This is a genomic window from Streptomyces abyssalis (assembly GCF_001751365.1).
In the GTDB taxonomy this organism is placed as follows: domain Bacteria; phylum Actinomycetota; class Actinomycetes; order Streptomycetales; family Streptomycetaceae; genus Streptomyces; species Streptomyces abyssalis.
Genome location: NZ_LJGT01000040.1, coordinates 218882 through 238435 on the forward strand (window position 1 = coordinate 218882; position 19554 = coordinate 238435).

The window sequence follows — 19554 nt, forward strand, 5'->3', positions numbered from 1 at the left end:
CCCCTCACATACGGAAGACGCCGAAGGCGGGCCCCGCGGGATCCTTCGCCGGCAGCGGTGCGTTGGCGCAGGCGGTGAGCGCGAGGCCCAGAACCGTCCGCGTCTCCAGCGGGTCGATCACGCCGTCGTCCCAGAGCCTGGCCGTCGCGTAGTAGGCGCTGCCCTGCTCCTCGTACTGGGCGCGCACCGGGGCGCGGAACTCCGCCTCCTCCTCGGTGCTCCACTCCTCGCCGCGTGCCTCCAGCTGGTCACGCTTGACGGTCGCCAGTACGGCGGCGGCCTGCTCGCCGCCCATCACGGAGATCTTCGCGTTCGGCCACATCCACAGGAAGCGGGGGCTGTAGGCGCGGCCGCACATCGAGTAGTTCCCCGCGCCGTACGAACCGCCTATGACGACCGTCAGCTTCGGCACCCTCGTGCACGCCACGGCCGTCACCATCTTCGCGCCGTGCTTGGCGATGCCGCCCGCCTCGTAGTCCCTGCCGACCATGAAGCCGGAGATGTTCTGCAGGAAGAGCAGCGGGATGCCGCGCTGGTCGCAGAGCTCGATGAAGTGCGCGCCCTTCTGGGCCGATTCGGAGAAGAGGATGCCGTTGTTGGCGACGATGCCGACCGGATGGCCGTGGACACGGGCGAAGCCGGTGACCAGCGTCGTCCCGAACTCGGCCTTGAACTCCTGGAACCGGGAGCCGTCCACCACGCGGGCGATGACCTCGCGCACGTCGTACGGCGTGCGTGAGTCGACGGGCACCGCCCCGTACAGCCCCGAAGGGTCGACGGCCGGCGGCCGCGAAGGGAGCACGGACCAGGGCAGCGGCCCGCGCTCGGGCAGCGTGCCCGCGATGTGCCGGACGATCCGCAGCGCATGGGCGTCGTCCTCGGCGAGATGGTCCGTCACACCGGAGATCCGGCTGTGCACCTCGCCGCCGCCCAGCTCCTCGGCGGTGACGACCTCGCCGGTGGCGGCCTTCACCAGCGGCGGACCGCCCAGGAAGATCGTGCCCTGGCTGCGCACGATCACCGCTTCGTCGCTCATCGCCGGTACGTACGCACCGCCGGCCGTGCACGAGCCGAGCACCGCGGCGATCTGCGGAATGCCCGCCCCGGACATGCGCGCCTGGTTGTAGAAGATCCGGCCGAAGTGCTCCCGGTCGGGGAACACGTCGTCCTGCATCGGCAGGAACGCGCCGCCCGAGTCGACGAGATAGACGCACGGCAGCCTGTTCTCCAGGGCGATCTCCTGGGCGCGCAGGTGCTTCTTGACCGTCATCGGGTAATACGTGCCGCCCTTGACCGTGGCGTCGTTGGCGACGACGACCACCTCGCGCCCGGAGACCCGGCCGATGCCCGCGATCACGCCCGCGGCCGGCGCCGCGCCTCCGTACATCCCCTCCGCCGCGAGGGGCGCGATCTCCAGAAAGGGCGAGCCGGGGTCGAGAAGGGTGTCCACGCGGTCGCGCGGCAGGAGCTTGCCCCGCTCGGTGTGCCGCGCGCGGGCCCGCTCGCCGCCGCCCAGCCTGGCGGCGGCCAGCTTCTCGCGCAGCTGAGCGGCCAGCTCACGGTGCGCCGCCTCGTTGGACCGGCAGGCCTCGGAGGCCGTGTCGATGCTGCTCGCCAGCGCCGGTGCCGGCCCCGCCACTCCCGATACCGCCTCCGGGACGGCCGTCCGCCCCGCTGCGGGCTGCGGTTGCTCGTGCCTCACCTCGCGCCCCCTCGCTCCTTCTGCCGCCCGGTACCGGCTCGTGCTCGCTCGCGCCTTGTATTGGGCGGCGGTTAACGGCCATTAACCACTGTCCACCAGGTTAACGCTCGCTAACCCTCCTGTCTAGAATGGATTCATGAGCACGCAGACGGGGTCCACCCCCACCCGCCGCGAGCAGATCCTGCGGGAGGCTGCCCGTCTATTCGCCGAGCGCGGCTTCCACGGTGTCGGTGTCGACGAGATAGGAGCCGCGGTCGGCATCAGCGGCCCCGGTCTCTACCGGCACTTCGCGGGCAAGGACGCGATGCTCGCCGAGCTCCTCGTCGGCATCAGCGAGCGGCTGCACGAGGGCGGACGCATGCGGGTGGAGGAGTCGGCGGCTGCGGGCCTCGCGCCGGAGGCCGCCCTCGACGCGCTCATCGCCGGGCACATCGACTTCGCCCTCGACGACCGTTCGCTGATCACGCTCCACGACCGCGAGCTGGACAGGCTCCGCGAGAGCGACCGCAAGCAGGTGCGCAAGCTGCAGCGGCAGTACGTCGAGCTGTGGGTCGACGCGGTGCGCGCGATCTATCCGGAGCTGACGTCGCTGGAGGCCCGCGTCGCCGTGCACACCGTCTTCGGGCTGCTCAACTCGACGCCCCACCTGAGCGGTTCGTCCGCGCTGCCCGACCGCGAGACCACGGCCGCGCTCCTGCACCGGCTCGCGCGCGGCGCCCTGGCCGCGGCCCCGGCCGAGGACGGAGCCGAGGACGGCGCCGGGGGCGGAGACGGCAGCCGCCGTACGGGGGCCGGTGAGGCGGGCGCCACAGCGGGTACGACCTCTGGACAGCGCGGCTGACCCGTGGGTAGCTTGGTTGACTGAGCAAGCGCTTAGCCAACGTCGAAAGCCCAGATCCGGCGGGTGGCGCGCGACACAGCGGGACATGAGGAGGCGTGCCAGTGCGACGCACGGTTTTCGACGAGGATCACGAGGCGTTCCGTCAGACCATCCGTGACTTCATCCAGGCCGAGGCCGTACCCCACTACCAGGAGTGGGCCGAACAGGGGCACGTCCCGAGAGAGTTCTACAAGAAGCTGGGCGAGCTGGGCGTCTTCGGCATCGAGGTCCCCGAGGAGTACGGCGGCGCCGGTGAGGACAGCTTCAAGTTCAACGCCGTGATCACCGAGGAGTGCGCGCGCGCCGGCGTCAGCTTCGGCGGCTCCAGCGTCCATACGGCGCTCTGCCTGCCCTACATACTCAAGTACGGGAACGAGGAGCAGAAGCAGCGCTGGCTGCCCTCCTTCGTCTCCGGCGACATGATGACCGCCATCGCGATGACCGAGCCCGGCACCGGCTCCGACCTCGCGGGCATGAAGACCACGGCCAGGCTGTCGGAGGACGGCAAGCACTACGTGCTCAACGGCGCCAAGACCTTCATCACCGGCGGCGTGCAGGCCGACCGCGTGCTGGTCTGCTGCCGTACGTCGCCGCCCGACCCCGAGGACCGCCGCGGCGGGATCTCGATCCTCGTCGTCGACGCCAAGAGCGAGGGGTACGCGGTCGGCCGGAAGCTCGACAAGCTGGGCCTGCGCGCCTCCGACACGGCCGAACTCTCCTTCACCGACGTCAAGGTGCCGGTCGAGGACATGCTCGGCGAGCCGGGCAAGGCGTTCACCTACCTCACGCACAACCTGCCGCAGGAGCGCCTGGGCATCGCCATCGGCGCGTACGCCATGTCGGCGGCCGCGGTGCGTTTCGCGCACGAGTACGTGAACGACCGCACTGTCTTCGGGCGTGAGGTCGCCTCGTTCCAGAACACCAAGTTCGTGCTCGCCGACTGCAAGGCCGACGTCGACGCCATGCAGGCCGTGTGCGACCGCGCGCTGGAGGCGCTGGACGCGGACGAGCTGACCGCCGCGGACGCCGCCTCGGCGAAGCTGTTCACCACCGAGCTGGCGGCCCGTGTCATCGACAAGTGCCTGCAGCTGCACGGCGGTTACGGCTACATGCTGGAGTACCCGATCGCGAGTCTGTACGCGGACACCCGCGTATCGCGCATCTACGGCGGCACGAGCGAGGTCATGCGCTCGATCGTGGCCAAGTCGATGGGGCTCTGACGACTGTGATCCGGAACGCTTCGCTCCGGATTGTGATCTGTGCCGTAACGGCGGGCAGCCCGCCGCGGGCACAATCGCCTGTATGAGCCATGAACTGACGTCCCTGGTCGACCTGCTCGATCTGGAGCGGGTCGAACAGGACATCTACCGGGGCGACAGCCGGGAGGCCGTCGTCCCACGGGTGTTCGGCGGTCAGGTCGCCGCGCAGGCACTCGTCGCCGCATGCCGGACCGTGCCCGAGGGGCGGCTCCCGCACTCCCTGCACTCGTACTTCCTGCGCCCCGGCGACCCGGGCGCGCCGATCGTCTACACCGTCGACCGCATCCGCGACGGACGGTCCTTCACCACCCGCCGGGTCGTGGCCGTCCAGCACGGGCAGCCGATCTTCCACCTCTCCAGTTCCTTCCAGACGTACGAGGAAGGGCTGGAGCACCAGGAGCCGATGCCGCAGGCCCCCGATCCCGAGACGCTGCCGACGGCCGAGGACATGATGCCCCGGTACGCCGCCCTCTTCCGCGGCTCCGACGTGCCGCAGCGGCTGATGAAGGCGCGTGCGGCCGTCGATCTGCGGTACGTGCGCGAGCCTCCGTTCGCGAGCGCCGGGGAGCCGCGGGAGCCGCGCTCGCAGGTCTGGTTCCGTACGAACGGCAAGCTGGACGGGCCGCTTGACGACCCGATGCTGCACATCTGCCTCGCCACATACGTCTCCGACATGACGCTGCTCGACTCGGTGCTGCTGGCGCACGGCCGGGGCGGCTGGGCGGTCGGCGACGTCGTGGGGGCGAGCCTGGACCACGCGATGTGGTTCCACCGGCCCTTCCGCGCGGACGAATGGCTCCTCTACGACCAGGTCAGCCCGACGGCGCAAGGAGGACGCGGGCTCGGTCACGGCCGGATCTTCACGCGTGACGGGCGGCTGGCGGTGTCGGTGATCCAGGAGGGCGTCGTACGGGTCCCGCGCGGCCAGGAGTGACCGCGTGAGCGGGAGCGGCCGCGTGGCGCGCGGCGCACGGCACGAGCCGTGCGCCGCCCGGGAGTTCAGCGATCGCCCAGTTCCGCGAACAGCGTGAGCCACTGGCGCGGGGTCACCAGCCCGACGGGAGCGGAGGCGTCGGCGTCAGCACGTGCGAAGGCGGCGCGGACCCGGCCCGTGCGGTGCCGCCTCGACAGCGTCGCAGCGAGCGAGCCGCCGACTCCGGTGAAGCCGTGCGCGACGAAGCCTCGGTAGGCGTGCAGCCGGTCCGGCGGCAGAAGGGGCCGGCCACGGCGTTCGATGCGCAGCACAGCCGAGTCGGTGCGCGGCACGGGTGTGAACGACTCGCGGCCGACCCGTCCCAGCAGATGCCACTCGAACTCCGGCCAGGTGCTCACGGTCAGCAGCGGCCAGCGTCCCCGGTCGCCGGTGAACTTGCGGGCGTACTCGAGCTGGGTGAGCAGTGTGGCCGACGTCAGCTGCGGCGCGGCGAGGCACCAGCGCACGATGTCGGTGGTGCGGGAATAGGGGATGTTGCCCACCACGGCGAACGGCTCGCGCGGTGCGTGTGCGCGCAGGAAGTCGCCGCGTACCAGGCGCAGTCCGGGCCTGTCGCCGAGGCGGCGCGAGAGGTGCGCGGCGAGTCCCGGGTCGATCTCGTACGCGATGACACGGCGGCCGCCGGTGGCCAGGTGGCGAGTCAACGCCCCTTGTCCGGCGCCGGGTTCGACGACAAGGGCGTCAGGGCGGAGCGCGCCGGCGTGGACGATGCGGCGTACGGCGGCGGTGTCGTGGAGGAAGTTCTGGGAGAGCGTCTTGCGGCGGCGTGCCACGGCGAGGTCCTCTGGTGTGTGAGGACAGGCGCGGCAACGTGCGGGTGGGCGCACGCGCGCACGGGTGTGCGACGAGTGCGGCATGCGCGACGCGAAGGTGAGCCGTACGGCGCGTTCGCGGGCATGACTCCGCCGGGCCTGTCCGGTCGATGGGGACACCGGAGGCCCTGGACACATGCCGGGGACGCGACGTGGAGACGTGAGGCAGTCGTAGGGCAGGGGCGTGCGGCGGCGGGCGGCGCGGCAGCAGACGGGCGGAACCGCCGGCACGGAAGGCCGGAGGAGACGCCGGGTGTGAGCCGGGAGCCGGAGAGCCGGAAGCCGGTGCGCCTCAGGCGTCCTGGCGGATGGCCAGGGCCTGGCGCCGGGCGCGCGGGCGTACGACGAGCTGGGCCCATGCCCAGCCGGTGCCACACGCGTCGGCGTGGGCACCGTTGATGATCGCCTGAGTGGCTGCGGACATGGTCACGACGCTATGCGGAGGCGGCGGAGCGGAGCAATCGGTTTTCCCGCCCGGCGGGCGGCGGCGCGACCGTGCCCGCCGGCGCGGTCACCCGTTACCGGGCGGTCACGCCGTACCGGGCCGCGCCCCCGCCAGCAGGTAGGCGGTCATGGGCTCGTAGAAGCGCGGATCGGCGACGTGGTCGTCGAGGGGAACGGTCACCTCGAGGGAGTCCTCGGCCTCGCCGAGGAACAGCGCGGGGTCGTTGCAGTCGGCGAAGCCCACGGTGTCGATGCCCTGCTCCCCGGCGTACCCCGCCCAGCCGTGGTCGGCGACGACCAGGTCGGGCGGCGCCTGCCCGGTACGCCGCAGCTCGTCCAGCACGGCGGCCATCGGATCGGGGGAGTGCGTGTGCCACAGCGACGCGGCACGCTCGTGGACCGCCACACCGCCGAACTGCACCACCACGCCTTGGTCCGTGTACGTGCCCAGCGGTACGCGGACGATGTCGCAGCCCGCGTCGTGGAGCGACTGCGCGAGCGCGCCGTGCATGTCGAGCAGTGCCCCCGGGTGCCCCGTCGCGAAGAGCACCCGCAGGCGTGCCTCCGCCGCCTTGCGCAGCTCCGCGGCCGCCCGGTCCAGGGCGCCCACCGTCAGTTCGGGGTCGATGGTGTCCTGGCCGCTGCGGTGGTCCGGGTCGTCGACGACGCCGCAGCGCTCCGCCATCACCGCCAGCACGTCCTGCTCGTCCCGCCAGCGGTCGCCGAGTTCGAGACCGAGCCAGTAGTGCCGGTCGCCGTTGGCGAGTTTGCGGTAGTGGGACAGGTTGTTCTCGCGGGGGGTGGCCACATCACCGGCGATACGGGTGCGTACGAGGTGCTCGATCAGCTCGGATCTGGCCGGTGCGGCGGCGGGAGCGAATATGGGCATGCGCTCATTGTCACCCCTGAGGTACCGGGCGCCGCAGGCGTGCCCTCGGCCCGCCATGCCCCTGCCGGCACGAGTACACCTGTACGCCGCGGACAAGTCGGCTTCCCGCGGTCCCGGTTACGTCCAACGAGAGGGAGCACTCCGGGCGTCTAGCCTCGCGCCCATGAGCACAGCCGATCAGCACGGACAGCACCAGCAGCCGGCCGCGCGGCCCGCCCCGCACCCCGAGGGGACGCCGCGGCCTGAGCCCCTCGGCCCGGTGGACAGCTCGCGCGTGCCGCGCTTCGCGGGCCCCGCCACGTTCGCGCGGCTGCCGCGCCTGGACGAGACCGGGGGCACCGCGGACATCGCGGTCGTCGGCGTCCCCTTCGACACGGGTGTCTCCTACCGTCCCGGCGCGCGCTTCGGGGGCAACGCGATCCGCGAGGCGTCCCGGCTGCTGCGCCCGTACAACCCGGCGCAGGAGGCCGCGCCCTTCGCGCTCGCGCAGGTCGCGGACGCGGGGGACATCGCGGCGAACCCGTTCGACATCGGCGAGGCGGTGGAGACGGTGCAGGAGGCCGCCGACGGCCTGCTCGACTCCGGTGCGCGGCTGATGACGCTCGGCGGCGACCACACCATCGCCCTTCCGCTGCTGCGTTCGGTCGTACGGAAGCACGGCCCCGTCGCGCTGCTCCACTTCGACGCCCATCTGGACACCTGGGACACCTACTTCGGCGCGGCGTACACCCACGGCACCCCGTTCCGGCGGGCGTTCGAGGAGGGGCTGCTGGACACCTCGGCCGTCTCGCACGTCGGCACGCGCGGCCCGCTCTACGGCCGCAAGGACCTGGACGAGGACGAGAGGATGGGCTTCGGCATCGTCACCTCCGCCGACGTGATGCGCCGCGGAGTCGACGAGGTCACCGACCAGCTGCGCCAGCGCGTCGGCGACAGGCCGCTCTACATCTCGGTGGACATCGACGTCCTGGACCCCGCGCACGCGCCGGGCACGGGCACCCCCGAGGCGGGCGGCCTGACCTCACGCGAACTGCTGGAGATCATCCGGGGCCTCGCGGACTGCCGTCTCGTCTCCGCCGACCTGGTGGAGGTCGCTCCGGCCTACGACCATGCCGAGATCACTTCGGTGGCCGCCTCGCACACGGCGTACGAACTGACCACGGTCATGGCCCGGCAGATCGCCGAGGGACGGACGGGACGCTAGGGGTCGCGTGTGTCCTGGGTGAACCGCGCCCATTCCAGTTCGACAAGTGGTTCGAGAGACGCACACGGGGCTGTTTCCAGCCGTATTGGGGACGGTGTGTATGCGCTTGCTTGCATACCGTGGTGGCCCGGACGATTTCGGGTCAGGGGAACATGGCTGGTGGAAGCGGTGCGTGTGATCGCACTCACACACAGTAAGCGGTAACTGTGCGAACGTGGTTTAACACGCAACGTTACTGAATCTGGTTGGTTCGATGTGCATCGCGTGAAAGTTCCCGACAGACTTCCCACTGCGGTCCCGCGGGATGGGGACGACACATGACGGCGACAGCGCTGGCCCTGTGGGGGGTGCCACCTGTCAGCATTCCATGGACGTCCCCGCCGGGGCGGCCGGGAGAGCCCCCCGCTCTCCCGGCCGCCCCGGTTGTCGTTTGCGGACCTACTCCCTCCGTTTCTCCTGGTCCGCGGGCCTAGGACGAAAGTCGGGTCTTCGGCCGGCATCGTCGCGCCGGGATGAAATCCCACGCGCCGGGGCGTTGAGCCTTCGTATCTCCCGCGCGCTGAGCGCGGCCAAGGGGCATCTCCCCAACGGGGCATCTCCCGCGTGCGACGGAGGCGAAGGACACGTGACAACGGACACGGGGACGGAACCGGCCGAGGACGAGCCGGACGGCCAGGACCTGCTGACCAAGGGGACTGGGCCGGGCCCTGCCAGCCCGAAGAGTCCTGGGGACCCCGACGGGCCTGACGGCCCGAAGGGCCCCGAGGGCCAGCAGGCTCCGCCTCCGCCGCCCCCGCAGGGCTGGGCCAGGCGGCTCACGGCCTACTGCTGGCGCTACAAGCGCGCCGTCGTGCTGGCGGTCGGCGCGTCGCTGGCCGGCATGGGCGTCATGGCGCTCGTGCCGCTGCTCACCAAGGTGATCATCGACGACGTGGTCGTCGGGAACGACGGCGGTCTCGCCCTGTGGATCGGGCTGCTGCTGCTCGCCGCAGCGGCCGTCTACGTCCTCACCTACGCCCGCCGGTACTACGGCGGGGGGCTCGCGCTCGACGTACAGCACGACCTGCGCACCGAGATGTACCGGGCGATCATCCGCCTCGACGGGCGCAGCCAGGACGAGCTGTCGACCGGGCAGGTCGTCGGACGCGGTACGAGCGACCTGCAGCTGGTGCAGAGCCTGCTGTTCATGCTGCCGATGATGATCGGGAACGTGCTGCTCTTCGCCGTCGCGCTCGTCGTGATGATCGTGCTCTCCCCGATGCTCACGCTCGTCTCACTCGCCGTCTTCCCCGCGCTGTGGTGGATCGCGAACCTCAGCCGGACCCGGCTCTTCCCGGCCACCTGGTATGCGCAGCAGCAGGCCGGTGCCGTCGCCTCCGTCGTCGACGGCGCGGTCACCGGGGTGCGTGTGGTGAAGGGCTTCGGGCAGGAGGAGCAGGAGAAGCGGAAGCTCCGCGACATCAGCCGCGAACTGTTCGCCGCGCGGATGCGCACCGTACGTCTCAACTCCCGCTACACGCCCGCCCTGCAGAGCGTGCCGTCCCTGGGGCAGGTCGGCATGCTGGCGCTGGGCGGCTGGATGGCGACGCGGGGGGAGATCACCCTCGGCACCTTCGTCGCGTTCTCCACGTATCTCGCGCAGCTCGTCGGGCCCGTACGGATGCTCGCGATGATGCTGACGGTCGGGCAGCAGGCGCGCGCCGGCGTCGAGCGGGTCTACGAACTCATCGACACCGAGCCGCAGATGCACGAGCGCCCGGACGCACATGAGCTGCCCGCCGACGCCGAGGCCTCCGTCGAGTTCGACGACGTCAGCTTCGGATACGAACGCCAGGACGGGCCGGCGGACGGCCGCACCGAGGACGCCGGCGGCAGCGACGCCGCTCACGGCGGCCCCCCTGCGCCCGCCGCGCGCGGCACGGTCCTCGACGGCTTCCGGCTGCGGGTGGAGCCCGGCGAGACCGTCGCCGTCGTCGGCTCCAGCGGCAGCGGCAAGTCCACCCTGGCCATGCTGCTGCCCCGCTACTACGACGTGACGGGCGGTGCCGTTCGGGTCGGCGGACACGACGTGCGCGATCTGACGATCGGGTCGCTCCGCTCCGCGATCGGCCTCGTACCGGAGAACAGCTTCCTCTTCTCCGACTCCATCCGCGAGAACATCGCCTACGGCTCGCCCGACGCGACGGACGAACAGATCGCCGCCGCGGCCCGCATCGCACAGGCCGACGGCTTCATCCGCGAACTGCCCGAGGGCTACGACACCACCGTCGGCGAACAGGGCCTGACTCTCTCCGGGGGCCAGCGTCAGCGCATCGCCCTCGCCCGGGCCGTACTCACCGATCCGCGGCTGCTGCTCCTGGACGACGCGACGTCCGCCGTCGACGCACACGTCGAGTACGAGATCCACGAGGCGCTGCGCAGCGTGATGGCAGGCCGTACGACGCTGCTCATCGCGCACAGGCAGTCCACGCTCGCCCTCGCCGACCGGATCGCCGTACTCGACCGCGGGCGCCTTGCCGACGTCGGGACGCACGAGGAACTGACGGAGCGCTGCTCGCTCTACCGGCGGCTGCTGACCGACCCCGACGAGCTGGGCGAGGTGGAACGCGACCCGGCGGGACTGGCCATGGCCGCCGGCGGCGACGGCACGGGTCACGCCAGAGGCGACGGCAGGGGCGCCGGCACATCGGCCGCGGTGGAGCCTGGCGTCACGCCCGGGCTGTGGGTGCGCGAGAAGGACTCCTCGCCGGACGAGGGCGCCACCGCCTCGGGGGGCAGCGACCTCGCCGGTGCGCAGGCGGGACGGCCCGGCGGTTTCGCCGCCGAGCTGGCCGCGATGCCCGGCAGCCCCGAACTCCTGGCCCGTGTGGCCGCGTTGCCGCCTGCCGAGGACGTACCGGAAGTCGACGAGGAGGGGGCGGAGCGCCCCGAGGAGTCCTACGGGCTGCGCCGTCTGCTGCGCGGCTTCGGCGCCGCGCTCGCGGTGGCGCTCCTCTTCGCCGCTCTCGACGCGGCGTTCGGGCTGGCGCTGCCCGTGCTGATCCGCAACGGCATCGACGACGGCGTCCAGAAGGCGGCACTCGGCGCGGTCTGGACAGCCGCCGCGCTCGCGCTCGTCGTGGTGACGGGCCAGTGGGCGGCGCAGTACGCCGCGATGCGGCTGACGGGCCGTACCGGCGAACGGGTCCTGTACGCGCTGCGGGTGAAGATCTTCGCGCAGCTTCAGCGGCTCGGACTCGACTACTACGAGCGCCACTTGGCCGGTGCGGTCATGACCCGGATGACGACCGACGTGGACGCGCTGTCGACGTTCCTGCAGACCGGCCTCGTCACGGCCGTGGTCTCCGTCTTCACCTTCCTCGGCATCCTCATCGCGCTGTTCGTGCTCGACGTGCAGCTGGCGTTGGTCGTCTTCGCGACGCTGCCGGTCCTGATCGTCGGGACGGTCTACTTCCGCCGCCACAGCGTCAAGGCGTACGAACTGGCGCGTGAGCGCGTCAGTGTCGTCAACGCCGACCTTCAGGAGTCCGTCGCGGGTCTGCGCATGGTGCAGGCGTTCCGGCGCGAGCGGCGCGGCACCGCTCGCTTCGCCGAGCGCAGCGACGGCTACCGGCAGGCGCGGGTGCGCGGCCAGTGGCTGATCTCGGTCTACTTCCCCTTCGTGCAGCTGCTCGCCTCGCTGGCCACGGCCGGGGTGCTGGTCGTCGGCGCCGGACGGATCGACGAAGGGACGCTCACGGCGGGCGGACTGGTGGCCTACCTGCTCTACATCGAGCTGTTCTTCTCCCCGGTGCAGCAGCTCTCCCAGGTCTTCGACGGCTACCAGCAGGCGTCGGTCTCGCTCGGCCGCATCCAGCAGCTTCTGCGTGAGAAGACGACCACGCCGGCGCCCGCGGACCCGCGCGAGGTGGACTCGCTGCGCGGTGAGATCACCTTCGAGGACGTGCACTTCCGCTACGCCACCGCCGAGGGCGGCACACACGAGGAGGAGGCGCTCTCGGGCATCCGCCTGACGGTTCCGGCGGGGCAGACGGTCGCGTTCGTCGGTGAGACGGGCGCGGGCAAGTCCACCCTCGTCAAGCTGGTCGCCCGGTTCTACGACCCGACGGCGGGCGCCGTGCTCGTGGACGGTGCGGACCTGCGGACGCTCGACCTGCCCGCGTACCGGCACCGGCTCGGCGTCGTACCGCAGGAGCCGTACCTCTTCCCGGGCACGGTGCGCGACGCCATCGCCTACGGGCGCAGCGACGCGAGCGACGCCCAAGTCGAGGCGGCGGCAAGGGCGGTGGGCGCGCACGACATGATCGCCACACTGACCGGCGGCTATCTGCACCCCGTGTCCGAGCGCGGCCGCAACCTCTCCGCCGGACAGCGGCAGCTCATCGCGCTGGCGCGCGCGGAGCTCGTCGACCCGGACGTGCTGCTGCTGGACGAGGCGACGGCGGCGCTCGACCTGGCGACGGAGTCGCTGGTGAACCAGGCGACGGACCGGCTGTCGGGGCGGCGCACCACGCTCGTCGTGGCGCACCGGCTCACCACGGCCGCGCGCGCCGACAGGGTCGTGGTCCTGGACCACGGGCGGATCGTCGAGGACGGCACGCACGAGGAACTCCTCGCGCGGGACGGGCGGTACGCGCGGTTGTGGCGGGTCTTCGTGGGCGGGACGGAACGGCCGGACGGCGTACGGACGACAACTGGCGCTCCGCATTCAAAAGTTTGACGAAAAAGCGCTGGCTGTTGACTGGATGTGTTCACAACTTTAGGTTCGGTCCATGCTCGGACCGTCTCGTCGTCATTCCCCCTCGCGAGGTGCCAGGCGGTGGGACTCCCGCCGTCTGGCGCTGCCGCTGCTCGCCTGCACCCTCGTGGCAGCAGTGCCGCAGGCCTCGACCACCGCTCCGCCGGGCGCCGTTGCCCCCGCCCCCGCGTCCGACGGGCCCGGCGGGCGCGACGGCTGGGTGCTCACCTCGCACGAGAAGGACCCCGACGACAGCTACCGCGCATACGTCGGCAACGGCTATCTCGGCCAGCGCATCGCACCGTCCGGCTCGGGTTACAGCGCGGGCGGCGAGAAGTCCGGCTGGCCGCTGTTCACGCCGCGCTACGACGGCTCATTCGTCTCCGGTCTCTACGCGCACAACCAGAAGACCGCCGAGAACAGGCAGGCCCTGGCCGCACTCCCCACCTGGACCGGCCTGAACGTCGCCACCGGCGGCCAGGACGGCGAGACCTTCTCCTCCGGCACCCCGGCCGGCCGCGTCTCGGACTACGAGCAGTCCCTCGACATGCGCCGCGGGCTGGTGCGCACCTCGCTCACCTGGACCGCGAAGGACGGACGCGCCACGGACCTGACGTACGAGGTGCTCGCGGACCGCAACCGTCAGCACTCGGGCGCGGTCCGCGTACGGATGCGGCCGCACTGGAGCGGCGAGGCGCGCGTCACCGACGTGCTCGACGGCCGTGGCGCCCGCCGCATCTCGCAGACCGGCGGCGGCGACCGCACCGACGCCGGAAAGGGAGCGCCGCAGGACCGGCAGAGCATGGACGTCGCGTTCCGTACGCACGGCACGAAGGTCGGGGGAGCGGTCGCCTCGACTCTGCGCCCTGGCCCCGGAGTACGTGCGACAAGTGAACACAAGGCTGGACCCGCATCGAAGCTGACGGCCAGGCAGGGCGTCTCGTTCGAGGCGCGTGAGGGCAGGACGTACGAGTTCACCAAGTACGTCGGCGTGGACACCGCGCACACCTCGGACGCCCCCGAGCGCAGCGCACTGACCGCCTCCCGCGAGGCCGCAGCCCGCGGCTGGGAGCGCACCTACCCGGCGCACTCGGCCGCGTGGAAGCGGCTGTGGCGCAGCGACATCCGGGTCGGCGGCCGCCCCGAGCTGCAGAAGTGGCTCCGTTCCGCCCAGTACGGGCTGCTCGCCGCCACCAGGCGCGGCGGCGACGACAGCATCGCACCCGCGGGCCTCACCAGCGACAACTACGCGGGCGTCGTCTTCTGGGACGCGGAGACGTGGATGTACCCGGGCCTGCTCTCCGGGCACCCGGACCTCGCGAAGTCCGTGCTCGACTACCGCTACCGCACACGCGAGGGTGCCGCCGCCAACGCCAGCAAGCTCGGCTACGACGGCCTCTTCTACGGCTGGAACACCGGCAGGGACGGCGACCTGTGGAAGGAGTGCCACAGCTGGGACCCGCCGCACTGCCGCACGCAGAACCATCTGCAGAGCGACATCGCGCTCGCGAACTGGCAGTACTACCTCGCCACCGGCGACAAGCAGTGGCTGCGCGAACGCGGCTGGCCCGTACTCAAGGGCATCGCCGAGTTCTGGGCGAGCCGCGTGCACAAGAACGGCGACGGCAGCTACTCCATCAAGAACGTCGCGGGCCCGGACGAGTACAGCAACGGCGTCGACGACGGCGTCTTCACCAACGCCGGCGCCGCCACGTCTCTCCGCCAGGCCGCACGGGCCGCTCAACTGCTGGGCGAGGAGGCGCCGCCGCGGTGGAAGGAGATCGCCGGCAAGCTGCGCATCCCCTTCGACGAGAAGAACAAGGTCTTCGAGCAGTACGACGGCTACGAAGGCTCCACCATCAAGCAGGCCGACACGGTGCTGCTCCAATACCCGCTCCAGTGGCCGATGTCCAAGGCCACCGCGCGGCGCACCCTCGACCACTACGCGGCCCGCACCGACCCCGACGGGCCCGCCATGACGGACTCCGTGCACGCCGTGGACGCCGCGCAGAACGACGAGCCCGGCTGCTCGACGTACACGTACCTCAAGCGTTCCATCGAGCCGTTCGTACGCGGACCCTTCGCGCTCTTCTCCGAGGCGCGCGGCGAGAAGGCCGGAGCGGCCGACCCGCACGCGGGGCAGCCCGCACAGGACTTCGTCACCGGGAAGGGCGGCTTCCTGCAGGTCTTCACCCACGGCCTGACCGGGCAGCGGCCGGCCGAGGGAGAACTGAAGCTCGACCCGATGCTTCCGCCGCAGCTCTCCGAGGGCGTCACGCTCAAGGGGCAGCGCTGGCAGGGGCGTACGTACGACATCGAACTCGGCGCGCACCGCACCACCGTCCGCCTCACCGGCGGTGAGCCCTTCACGGTCCGGACGCCGCACGGCGAGCAGACCGTCAGCGAGGAGGCCCCGGCGGTGCTCAAGACCCGCCGCCCCGACCAGGACCCGACGCCGAACCTCGCCCGCTGCCGCGACGCGGACGCCTCCTCGGAGGAGTCCGGCATGTACGCGGACGCCGCCGTCGACGGCAACGCGGCCACGGCATGGACGCCGGACGGCAAGAAGGGCTCGCTGACGGTACGCCTCGCCCGCAGCGTGAAGGGCGGCAGCATCGAGCCGGAGTGGGACGGCGGGAAGCCCGCGAGCCACCGGACGGAGGTGTCGGCCGACGGACGGCACTGGCGCGAGGCGGACGACGGCAAGCCGGACGAACACGGAAAGCCGTACCGCTACGTACGGGTCTCGGTCACCTCCGCGGACGCCGGGAAGCCCACGGGCATCGAGGAGTTGAGGGTGACGGACTGACCCCCCGCACGGCCGCGCGGACCTCGCGCGGCCGTGCCCGCCGCCGGGCGCTCAGTCCCTGCACAGCTCCACGATGTACTCGTCGACCGTCTGCACCATGCCGCCGCCCGGGAACGGTTCGCCGTCAGCGCGCCAGTGCACCGCCGAGACCTCGCTGTTGGGCGCGAACGTACGCGGCCTGTCGGTGCGCGCCGTGAACACCCCGCCGTACAGGACGCGTCCGGACGTGCCGAGCGCCGTGCACGTGTGACCCACGAACCGCATCGCGTCCGCCTCCAGCGGCTGACCGGTCTCCTCCCACAACTCCCGCACTGCCGCGGCCCTCGGCGACTCACCGGGTTCGATCCCGCCGCCGGGCAGCTCCCAGCACTCGCGTTCGCGCTCGTAGACCATCAGCACCCGGTCGCCGTGCCAGAGCACCACCAGCGCGTAACCCATGGGCGCGTCCTCGAACCTGGCGTCCTCGGGCTGCTCCCGCGCGTCGTGGAAGGAGAGCAGAGCCATGTTGCGCGGCCCGGTGGCAAGCGGCGCGGGCTGATGCTGCCGGTAGTCGGTCATGCGAGGCAGCCTAGGGCGTATCCGTACAGTTCCTCCCCCGGATTCCGTCCGGGCGGGGCCCCGGCGCAGCGAGGGGGAGTGCCCCTGCGCTCCCGCCCAGGGGGAGGACGACGCCGCTTCGCGGACACGCTCTAGAGTCTGCCGTCTGGACCGGGCGCGAGACCGGCGGCCGGAAGGGGCGGGGGCACGATGACCGGAAGACCACGCGGGACGATGCGGAGACACCTGCTGGCAGCGGGCTTCTCCGCGGCGGTCGCCGGCGGACTGGCCGGGAGCGGCCGGAGCGGCGGGGCAGCCACTCCGGCGTCGCTGCGGCGGTCCGGTGCGCTGCCCGAACCGGTGTCCTTCCTCCGTACGTCCTGGTCGGCCGACCCGTTCGCACTGGGCTCCTACTCCTTCCTCGCGCCCAGCCCTCTCGGTGTGAGGGCGCGGAAGCTGCTCGCGGCGCCCGTGGCCGGAAGGCTGCACTTCGCCGGCGAAGCCACCTCGTCCGGAGCCCCGGCCACCACCCACGGTGCGCTGGAGAGCGGGCGACGGGCCGCGAAGGAGATCGCCCGCGGCGGACGGGCGGGGCGGCACGTCGCCGTGGTGGGCGCCGGGTTCGCCGGCTTGGGCTGTGCGCGCGCCCTGGCCGACGCGGGTTTCGAGGTGACGGTCCTGGAGGCCCGCGACCGCGTGGGCGGCCGGATATGGACGGAGCGGATCGCCGGCGTGCCCGCCGAGATGGGTGCCTCCTGGATACACGGCTCCAAGGGCAATGTGATGACGCGCGTGCTGCGGCGAAGCGGCGGCAGCGGCACTGCGTTCGACTACGGCAGCGTCGCCGGGCGGGATGCCCGGGCCATGGCCGAACTCGCCCTGCACCGGCGGAAACTCGGCGACGTCGAAGAGCCCGACACGACCCCCGTGTCCGCGGTCTTCCCCGAGCAGCCCTCGGCCGCACTGCGGTACGCCGCGGCCGTCCACTACACCCAGGAGTACGCCGCCGACCCGGACCGGCTCGCGGTGACCGCCGAGCGCGAGGGGCGGGATCTGCGTGGCCCGGACCTGCTGCTGCCCGACGGCTACGCCCGCCTGACCGATCACGTACGCGGCGAACTCCCCGTGCGCGACGGGACCGTGGTGACCGCGGTGCGACACCGCTCCGACGGTGTCACCCTCGCCCTGCGCGACGGCGGCGAGGTGACGGCCGACCACGCGGTGATCACCGTCCCGATCGGGGTGCTCAAGGCCGAGAGGATCTCGTTCGATCCGCCGCTGCCGCGGGAGAAGCAACAGGCGGTCGAGGCCCTCGGGTCGGGCCTGCTCGACAAGCTGTGGCTGGAGTTCCCGTACGTCTTCTGGGACCCGGACGCCGACGTCATCGAGTGGTTCGACCGGGACGCCCCGGGCCGGTGGTCCTGGTGGGTCAACGGCCGGAAGGCCTTCGGCAGGCCCGTGCTCCTCGGATTCAACGGCGGCCGGGCGGCCCGCGACCTGGCGCTCGTGTCCGACGACCGGATCGTCGGCTCCGCCATGAACGCGCTGCGCCGGATGCACCGTTGACCGGCACGCGACACAGCGCCGGACCGGCCCCGGTGACGCCCCGGCCCTGGGTCGAGCGTCACACCTGGGAGGAATATCTAGCGGTGCCGCATCCCTCCCGGTAGGTTCACTCCGACCTTTGACGGATCCAGGGGAGAGCGCATGCGAAGAACGCTCAGATGGACGCTGTCGCTGGCGGTGCTGATAGGCACCGCGAGCGCCGGCGGAGCGTCGGCAGGGACCGCCACAGCGGCCGGAACCGACATCAAGGACCGCATCCTCGCTATCAAGGGGATGAGCTTCATCGAGGAGAAGAAGGTGGACGGCTACCGCTTCTTCCTCCTCAACTACGAACAGCCGGTGGACCACAGGAACCCGGAAAAGGGGACCTTCAAGCAGCGGATCTCGCTTCTCCACAAGGCCGAGGACCGCCCCAACATCTTCTTCACCTCCGGTTACGACCTGAACCCGGAGCCCAGGCGCAGCGAGCCGACGCAGATGACCGACGGCAACCAGGTCTCCATGGAGTACCGGTTCTTCACGCCGTCCAGGCCCGACCCGGCCGACTGGTCGAAGCTCGACATCTGGCAGGCGGCCAGCGACCAGCACCGCATCTTCAAGGCGCTGAACAAGATCTACGGCGAGCGCTGGATCTCCACGGGCGGCAGCAAGGGCGGAATGACGGCGACCTACTACCGCCGCTTCTACCCGAAGGACATGGACGGCACCGTCGCCTACGTCGCGCCCAACGACGTGAACAACGACGAGGACTCGGCGTACTACGACTTCTTCGAGAAGGTCGGCTCCGACAAGTGCCGCGACCGGCTCAACGCGACGCAGCACGAGATCTTCGAACGCCGCGGCGAGATGGTGAAGCGGCTGAAGAAGCTGGCCAAGGAGGAGGGCTGGACCTTCAAGCTGGCGGGCAGCGCGGACAAGGCGTTCGAACTCGTCGCGCAGGACCTGGTGTGGGGCTTCTGGCAGTACCAGCTGGAAGAGGAGGCATGCGACAAGGTGCCCTCCGAGAAGGCCAAGACCCAGGAACTGTGGGACTGGGCCAATGAGACCGGCGGCTGGGAGGCCGGTGCCGACCAGGGCATGCTGCCGTACACGCCGTACTACTTCCAGGCCGGTACGCAGATGGGCTCGCCGGACTACGAGTCGCCGCTCCTGGACGACGTACGCAAGTACCCCGGGCTGAACAAGCCCCGCACGTACGTGCCCCGGGACATCCCGATGAAGTTCGACTCCAAGGCGATGAAGGACATCGACAAGTGGGTCCGCGGGCACGCCTCGCAGATGCTCTTCGTCAACGGGCAGAACGACCCGTGGAGCGCCGAGCCGTTCAGCGTCGGCAAGGGCACGAAGGACGCGCACGTCTTCACGGCGCCCGGTGCCAACCACGGCGCGAACATCGCCGGGCTGAGCGCGAAGGACAAGAAGGCTGCGACTGCCGCGCTTCTGAAGTGGGCCGACGCCGAGCCCGCGAAGGGCGCACAGCCCAAGCGCCTGACGAAGTACGACGGGGACCTGGACCGTCCCGTCGAGCAGGAGCGGATGCTGCGGCCGTGAGGCCCGGGGCCGCGGACCGGCTGCGGACCGGCTGACGTCCGGACGGAGTCCGGCTCTCCGCAGCCCTGACGCGGTCAGGTGCCCGCCCGGGGCATGTACGCCCCGGGCGGGCACCTTCGCGTGTGCTGTCGGCTGCGTGTGCTGCCGGCGGGAGCCGCCGCCTGGACCC

General features: G+C 71.4%; 13 protein-coding genes. 8 read left to right on the forward strand and 5 right to left on the reverse strand.

What is annotated here, in order from left to right; genetic code table 11:
• Positions 1-4: 4 nt before the first annotated feature.
• Positions 5-1639: a carboxyl transferase domain-containing protein gene (locus AN215_RS15955; protein ID WP_070013653.1), complete on the reverse strand. Its 1635-nt coding sequence runs from the start codon at positions 1637-1639 to the stop codon at positions 5-7.
• A 199-nt stretch (positions 1640-1838) separates the two neighbouring features.
• Here AN215_RS15955 and AN215_RS15960 point away from each other — a divergent pair, with 199 nt between their 5' ends.
• The 3 genes from AN215_RS15960 (at position 1839) to tesB (ending at position 4775) form a co-directional block, all read left to right on the forward strand.
• The gene (locus AN215_RS15960) at positions 1839-2543 is read left to right on the forward strand and encodes an SACE_7040 family transcriptional regulator (RefSeq protein WP_079123099.1); all 705 of its coding nucleotides are present in this window, start codon (positions 1839-1841) and stop codon (positions 2541-2543) included.
• 101 nt (positions 2544-2644) lie between these two features.
• Positions 2645-3802: an acyl-CoA dehydrogenase family protein gene (locus AN215_RS15965; protein ID WP_070013654.1), complete on the forward strand. Its 1158-nt coding sequence runs from the start codon at positions 2645-2647 to the stop codon at positions 3800-3802.
• A gap of 82 nt (positions 3803-3884) precedes the next feature.
• Positions 3885-4775, forward strand: coding sequence for an acyl-CoA thioesterase II (gene tesB / locus AN215_RS15970; RefSeq protein ID WP_070013655.1), 891 nt, complete (start codon positions 3885-3887; stop codon positions 4773-4775).
• Positions 4776-4840: 65 nt separating this feature from the next.
• On the opposite strand, the gene erm is transcribed toward tesB, so the two are convergent.
• From erm to AN215_RS15980, 3 genes are all read right to left on the reverse strand, one after another.
• Positions 4841-5608: an ErmE/ErmH/ErmO/ErmR family 23S rRNA (adenine(2058)-N(6))-methyltransferase gene (gene erm / locus AN215_RS15975; RefSeq protein ID WP_070013656.1), complete on the reverse strand. Its 768-nt coding sequence runs from the start codon at positions 5606-5608 to the stop codon at positions 4841-4843.
• Between the two features lie 331 nt (positions 5609-5939).
• Positions 5940-6071, reverse strand: a complete 132-nt coding sequence (locus AN215_RS30665; protein WP_275521363.1) for a hypothetical protein — start codon at positions 6069-6071, stop codon at positions 5940-5942.
• 105 nt (positions 6072-6176) lie between these two features.
• The gene (locus AN215_RS15980; protein WP_070013657.1) at positions 6177-6980 is read right to left on the reverse strand and encodes a phosphatase; all 804 of its coding nucleotides are present in this window, start codon (positions 6978-6980) and stop codon (positions 6177-6179) included.
• Positions 6981-7143: 163 nt separating this feature from the next.
• Here AN215_RS15980 and speB point away from each other — a divergent pair, with 163 nt between their 5' ends.
• The 3 genes from speB (at position 7144) to AN215_RS15995 (ending at position 15731) form a co-directional block, all read left to right on the forward strand.
• A complete protein-coding gene (gene speB / locus AN215_RS15985) occupies positions 7144-8184 on the forward strand; it encodes an agmatinase (RefSeq protein WP_079123100.1) in 1041 nt (346 codons plus the stop codon).
• An 850-nt stretch (positions 8185-9034) separates the two neighbouring features.
• Positions 9035-12904 (forward strand): ABC transporter ATP-binding protein, encoded by a 3870-nt coding sequence (locus AN215_RS15990; RefSeq protein WP_171904238.1) that lies wholly within the window; start codon positions 9035-9037, stop codon positions 12902-12904.
• A 52-nt stretch (positions 12905-12956) separates the two neighbouring features.
• A complete protein-coding gene (locus AN215_RS15995; RefSeq protein WP_070013658.1) occupies positions 12957-15731 on the forward strand; it encodes a glycosyl hydrolase family 65 domain-containing protein in 2775 nt (924 codons plus the stop codon).
• Positions 15732-15782: 51 nt separating this feature from the next.
• Here the strand turns inward: AN215_RS15995 and AN215_RS29865 are convergent, their stop codons facing one another.
• Positions 15783-16289: an NUDIX hydrolase gene (locus tag AN215_RS29865; RefSeq protein WP_070013659.1), complete on the reverse strand. Its 507-nt coding sequence runs from the start codon at positions 16287-16289 to the stop codon at positions 15783-15785.
• A 189-nt stretch (positions 16290-16478) separates the two neighbouring features.
• On the opposite strand from AN215_RS29865, the gene AN215_RS16005 reads away from it, so the two are divergent.
• A complete protein-coding gene (locus AN215_RS16005; RefSeq protein ID WP_079123101.1) occupies positions 16479-17834 on the forward strand; it encodes a flavin monoamine oxidase family protein in 1356 nt (451 codons plus the stop codon).
• Between the two features lie 141 nt (positions 17835-17975).
• Entirely contained in the window at positions 17976-19385 is a 1410-nt protein-coding gene (locus tag AN215_RS16010) for a S28 family serine protease (RefSeq protein WP_070013660.1), read from the forward strand.
• The last annotated feature ends 169 nt before the right edge of the window (positions 19386-19554 follow it).

Bases quoted from the DNA above. Each gene is read 5' to 3' on its own strand.
- tesB (WP_070013655.1), top strand. From the start codon at position 3,885: ATGAGCCATGAACTGACGTCCCTGGTCGACCTGCTCGATCTGGAGCGG.
- AN215_RS16010 (WP_070013660.1), top strand. From the start codon at position 17,976: ATGCGAAGAACGCTCAGATGGACGCTGTCGCTGGCGGTGCTGATAGGC.
- AN215_RS16005 (WP_079123101.1), top strand. From the start codon at position 16,479: ATGACCGGAAGACCACGCGGGACGATGCGGAGACACCTGCTGGCAGCG.
- AN215_RS30665 (WP_275521363.1), bottom strand. From the start codon at position 6,071: ATGTCCGCAGCCACTCAGGCGATCATCAACGGTGCCCACGCCGACGCG.
- AN215_RS15980 (WP_070013657.1), bottom strand. From the start codon at position 6,980: ATGCCCATATTCGCTCCCGCCGCCGCACCGGCCAGATCCGAGCTGATC.
- AN215_RS15995 (WP_070013658.1), top strand. From the start codon at position 12,957: ATGCTCGGACCGTCTCGTCGTCATTCCCCCTCGCGAGGTGCCAGGCGG.
- AN215_RS15960 (WP_079123099.1), top strand. From the start codon at position 1,839: ATGAGCACGCAGACGGGGTCCACCCCCACCCGCCGCGAGCAGATCCTG.
- AN215_RS29865 (WP_070013659.1), bottom strand. From the start codon at position 16,289: ATGACCGACTACCGGCAGCATCAGCCCGCGCCGCTTGCCACCGGGCCG.
- speB (WP_079123100.1), top strand. From the start codon at position 7,144: ATGAGCACAGCCGATCAGCACGGACAGCACCAGCAGCCGGCCGCGCGG.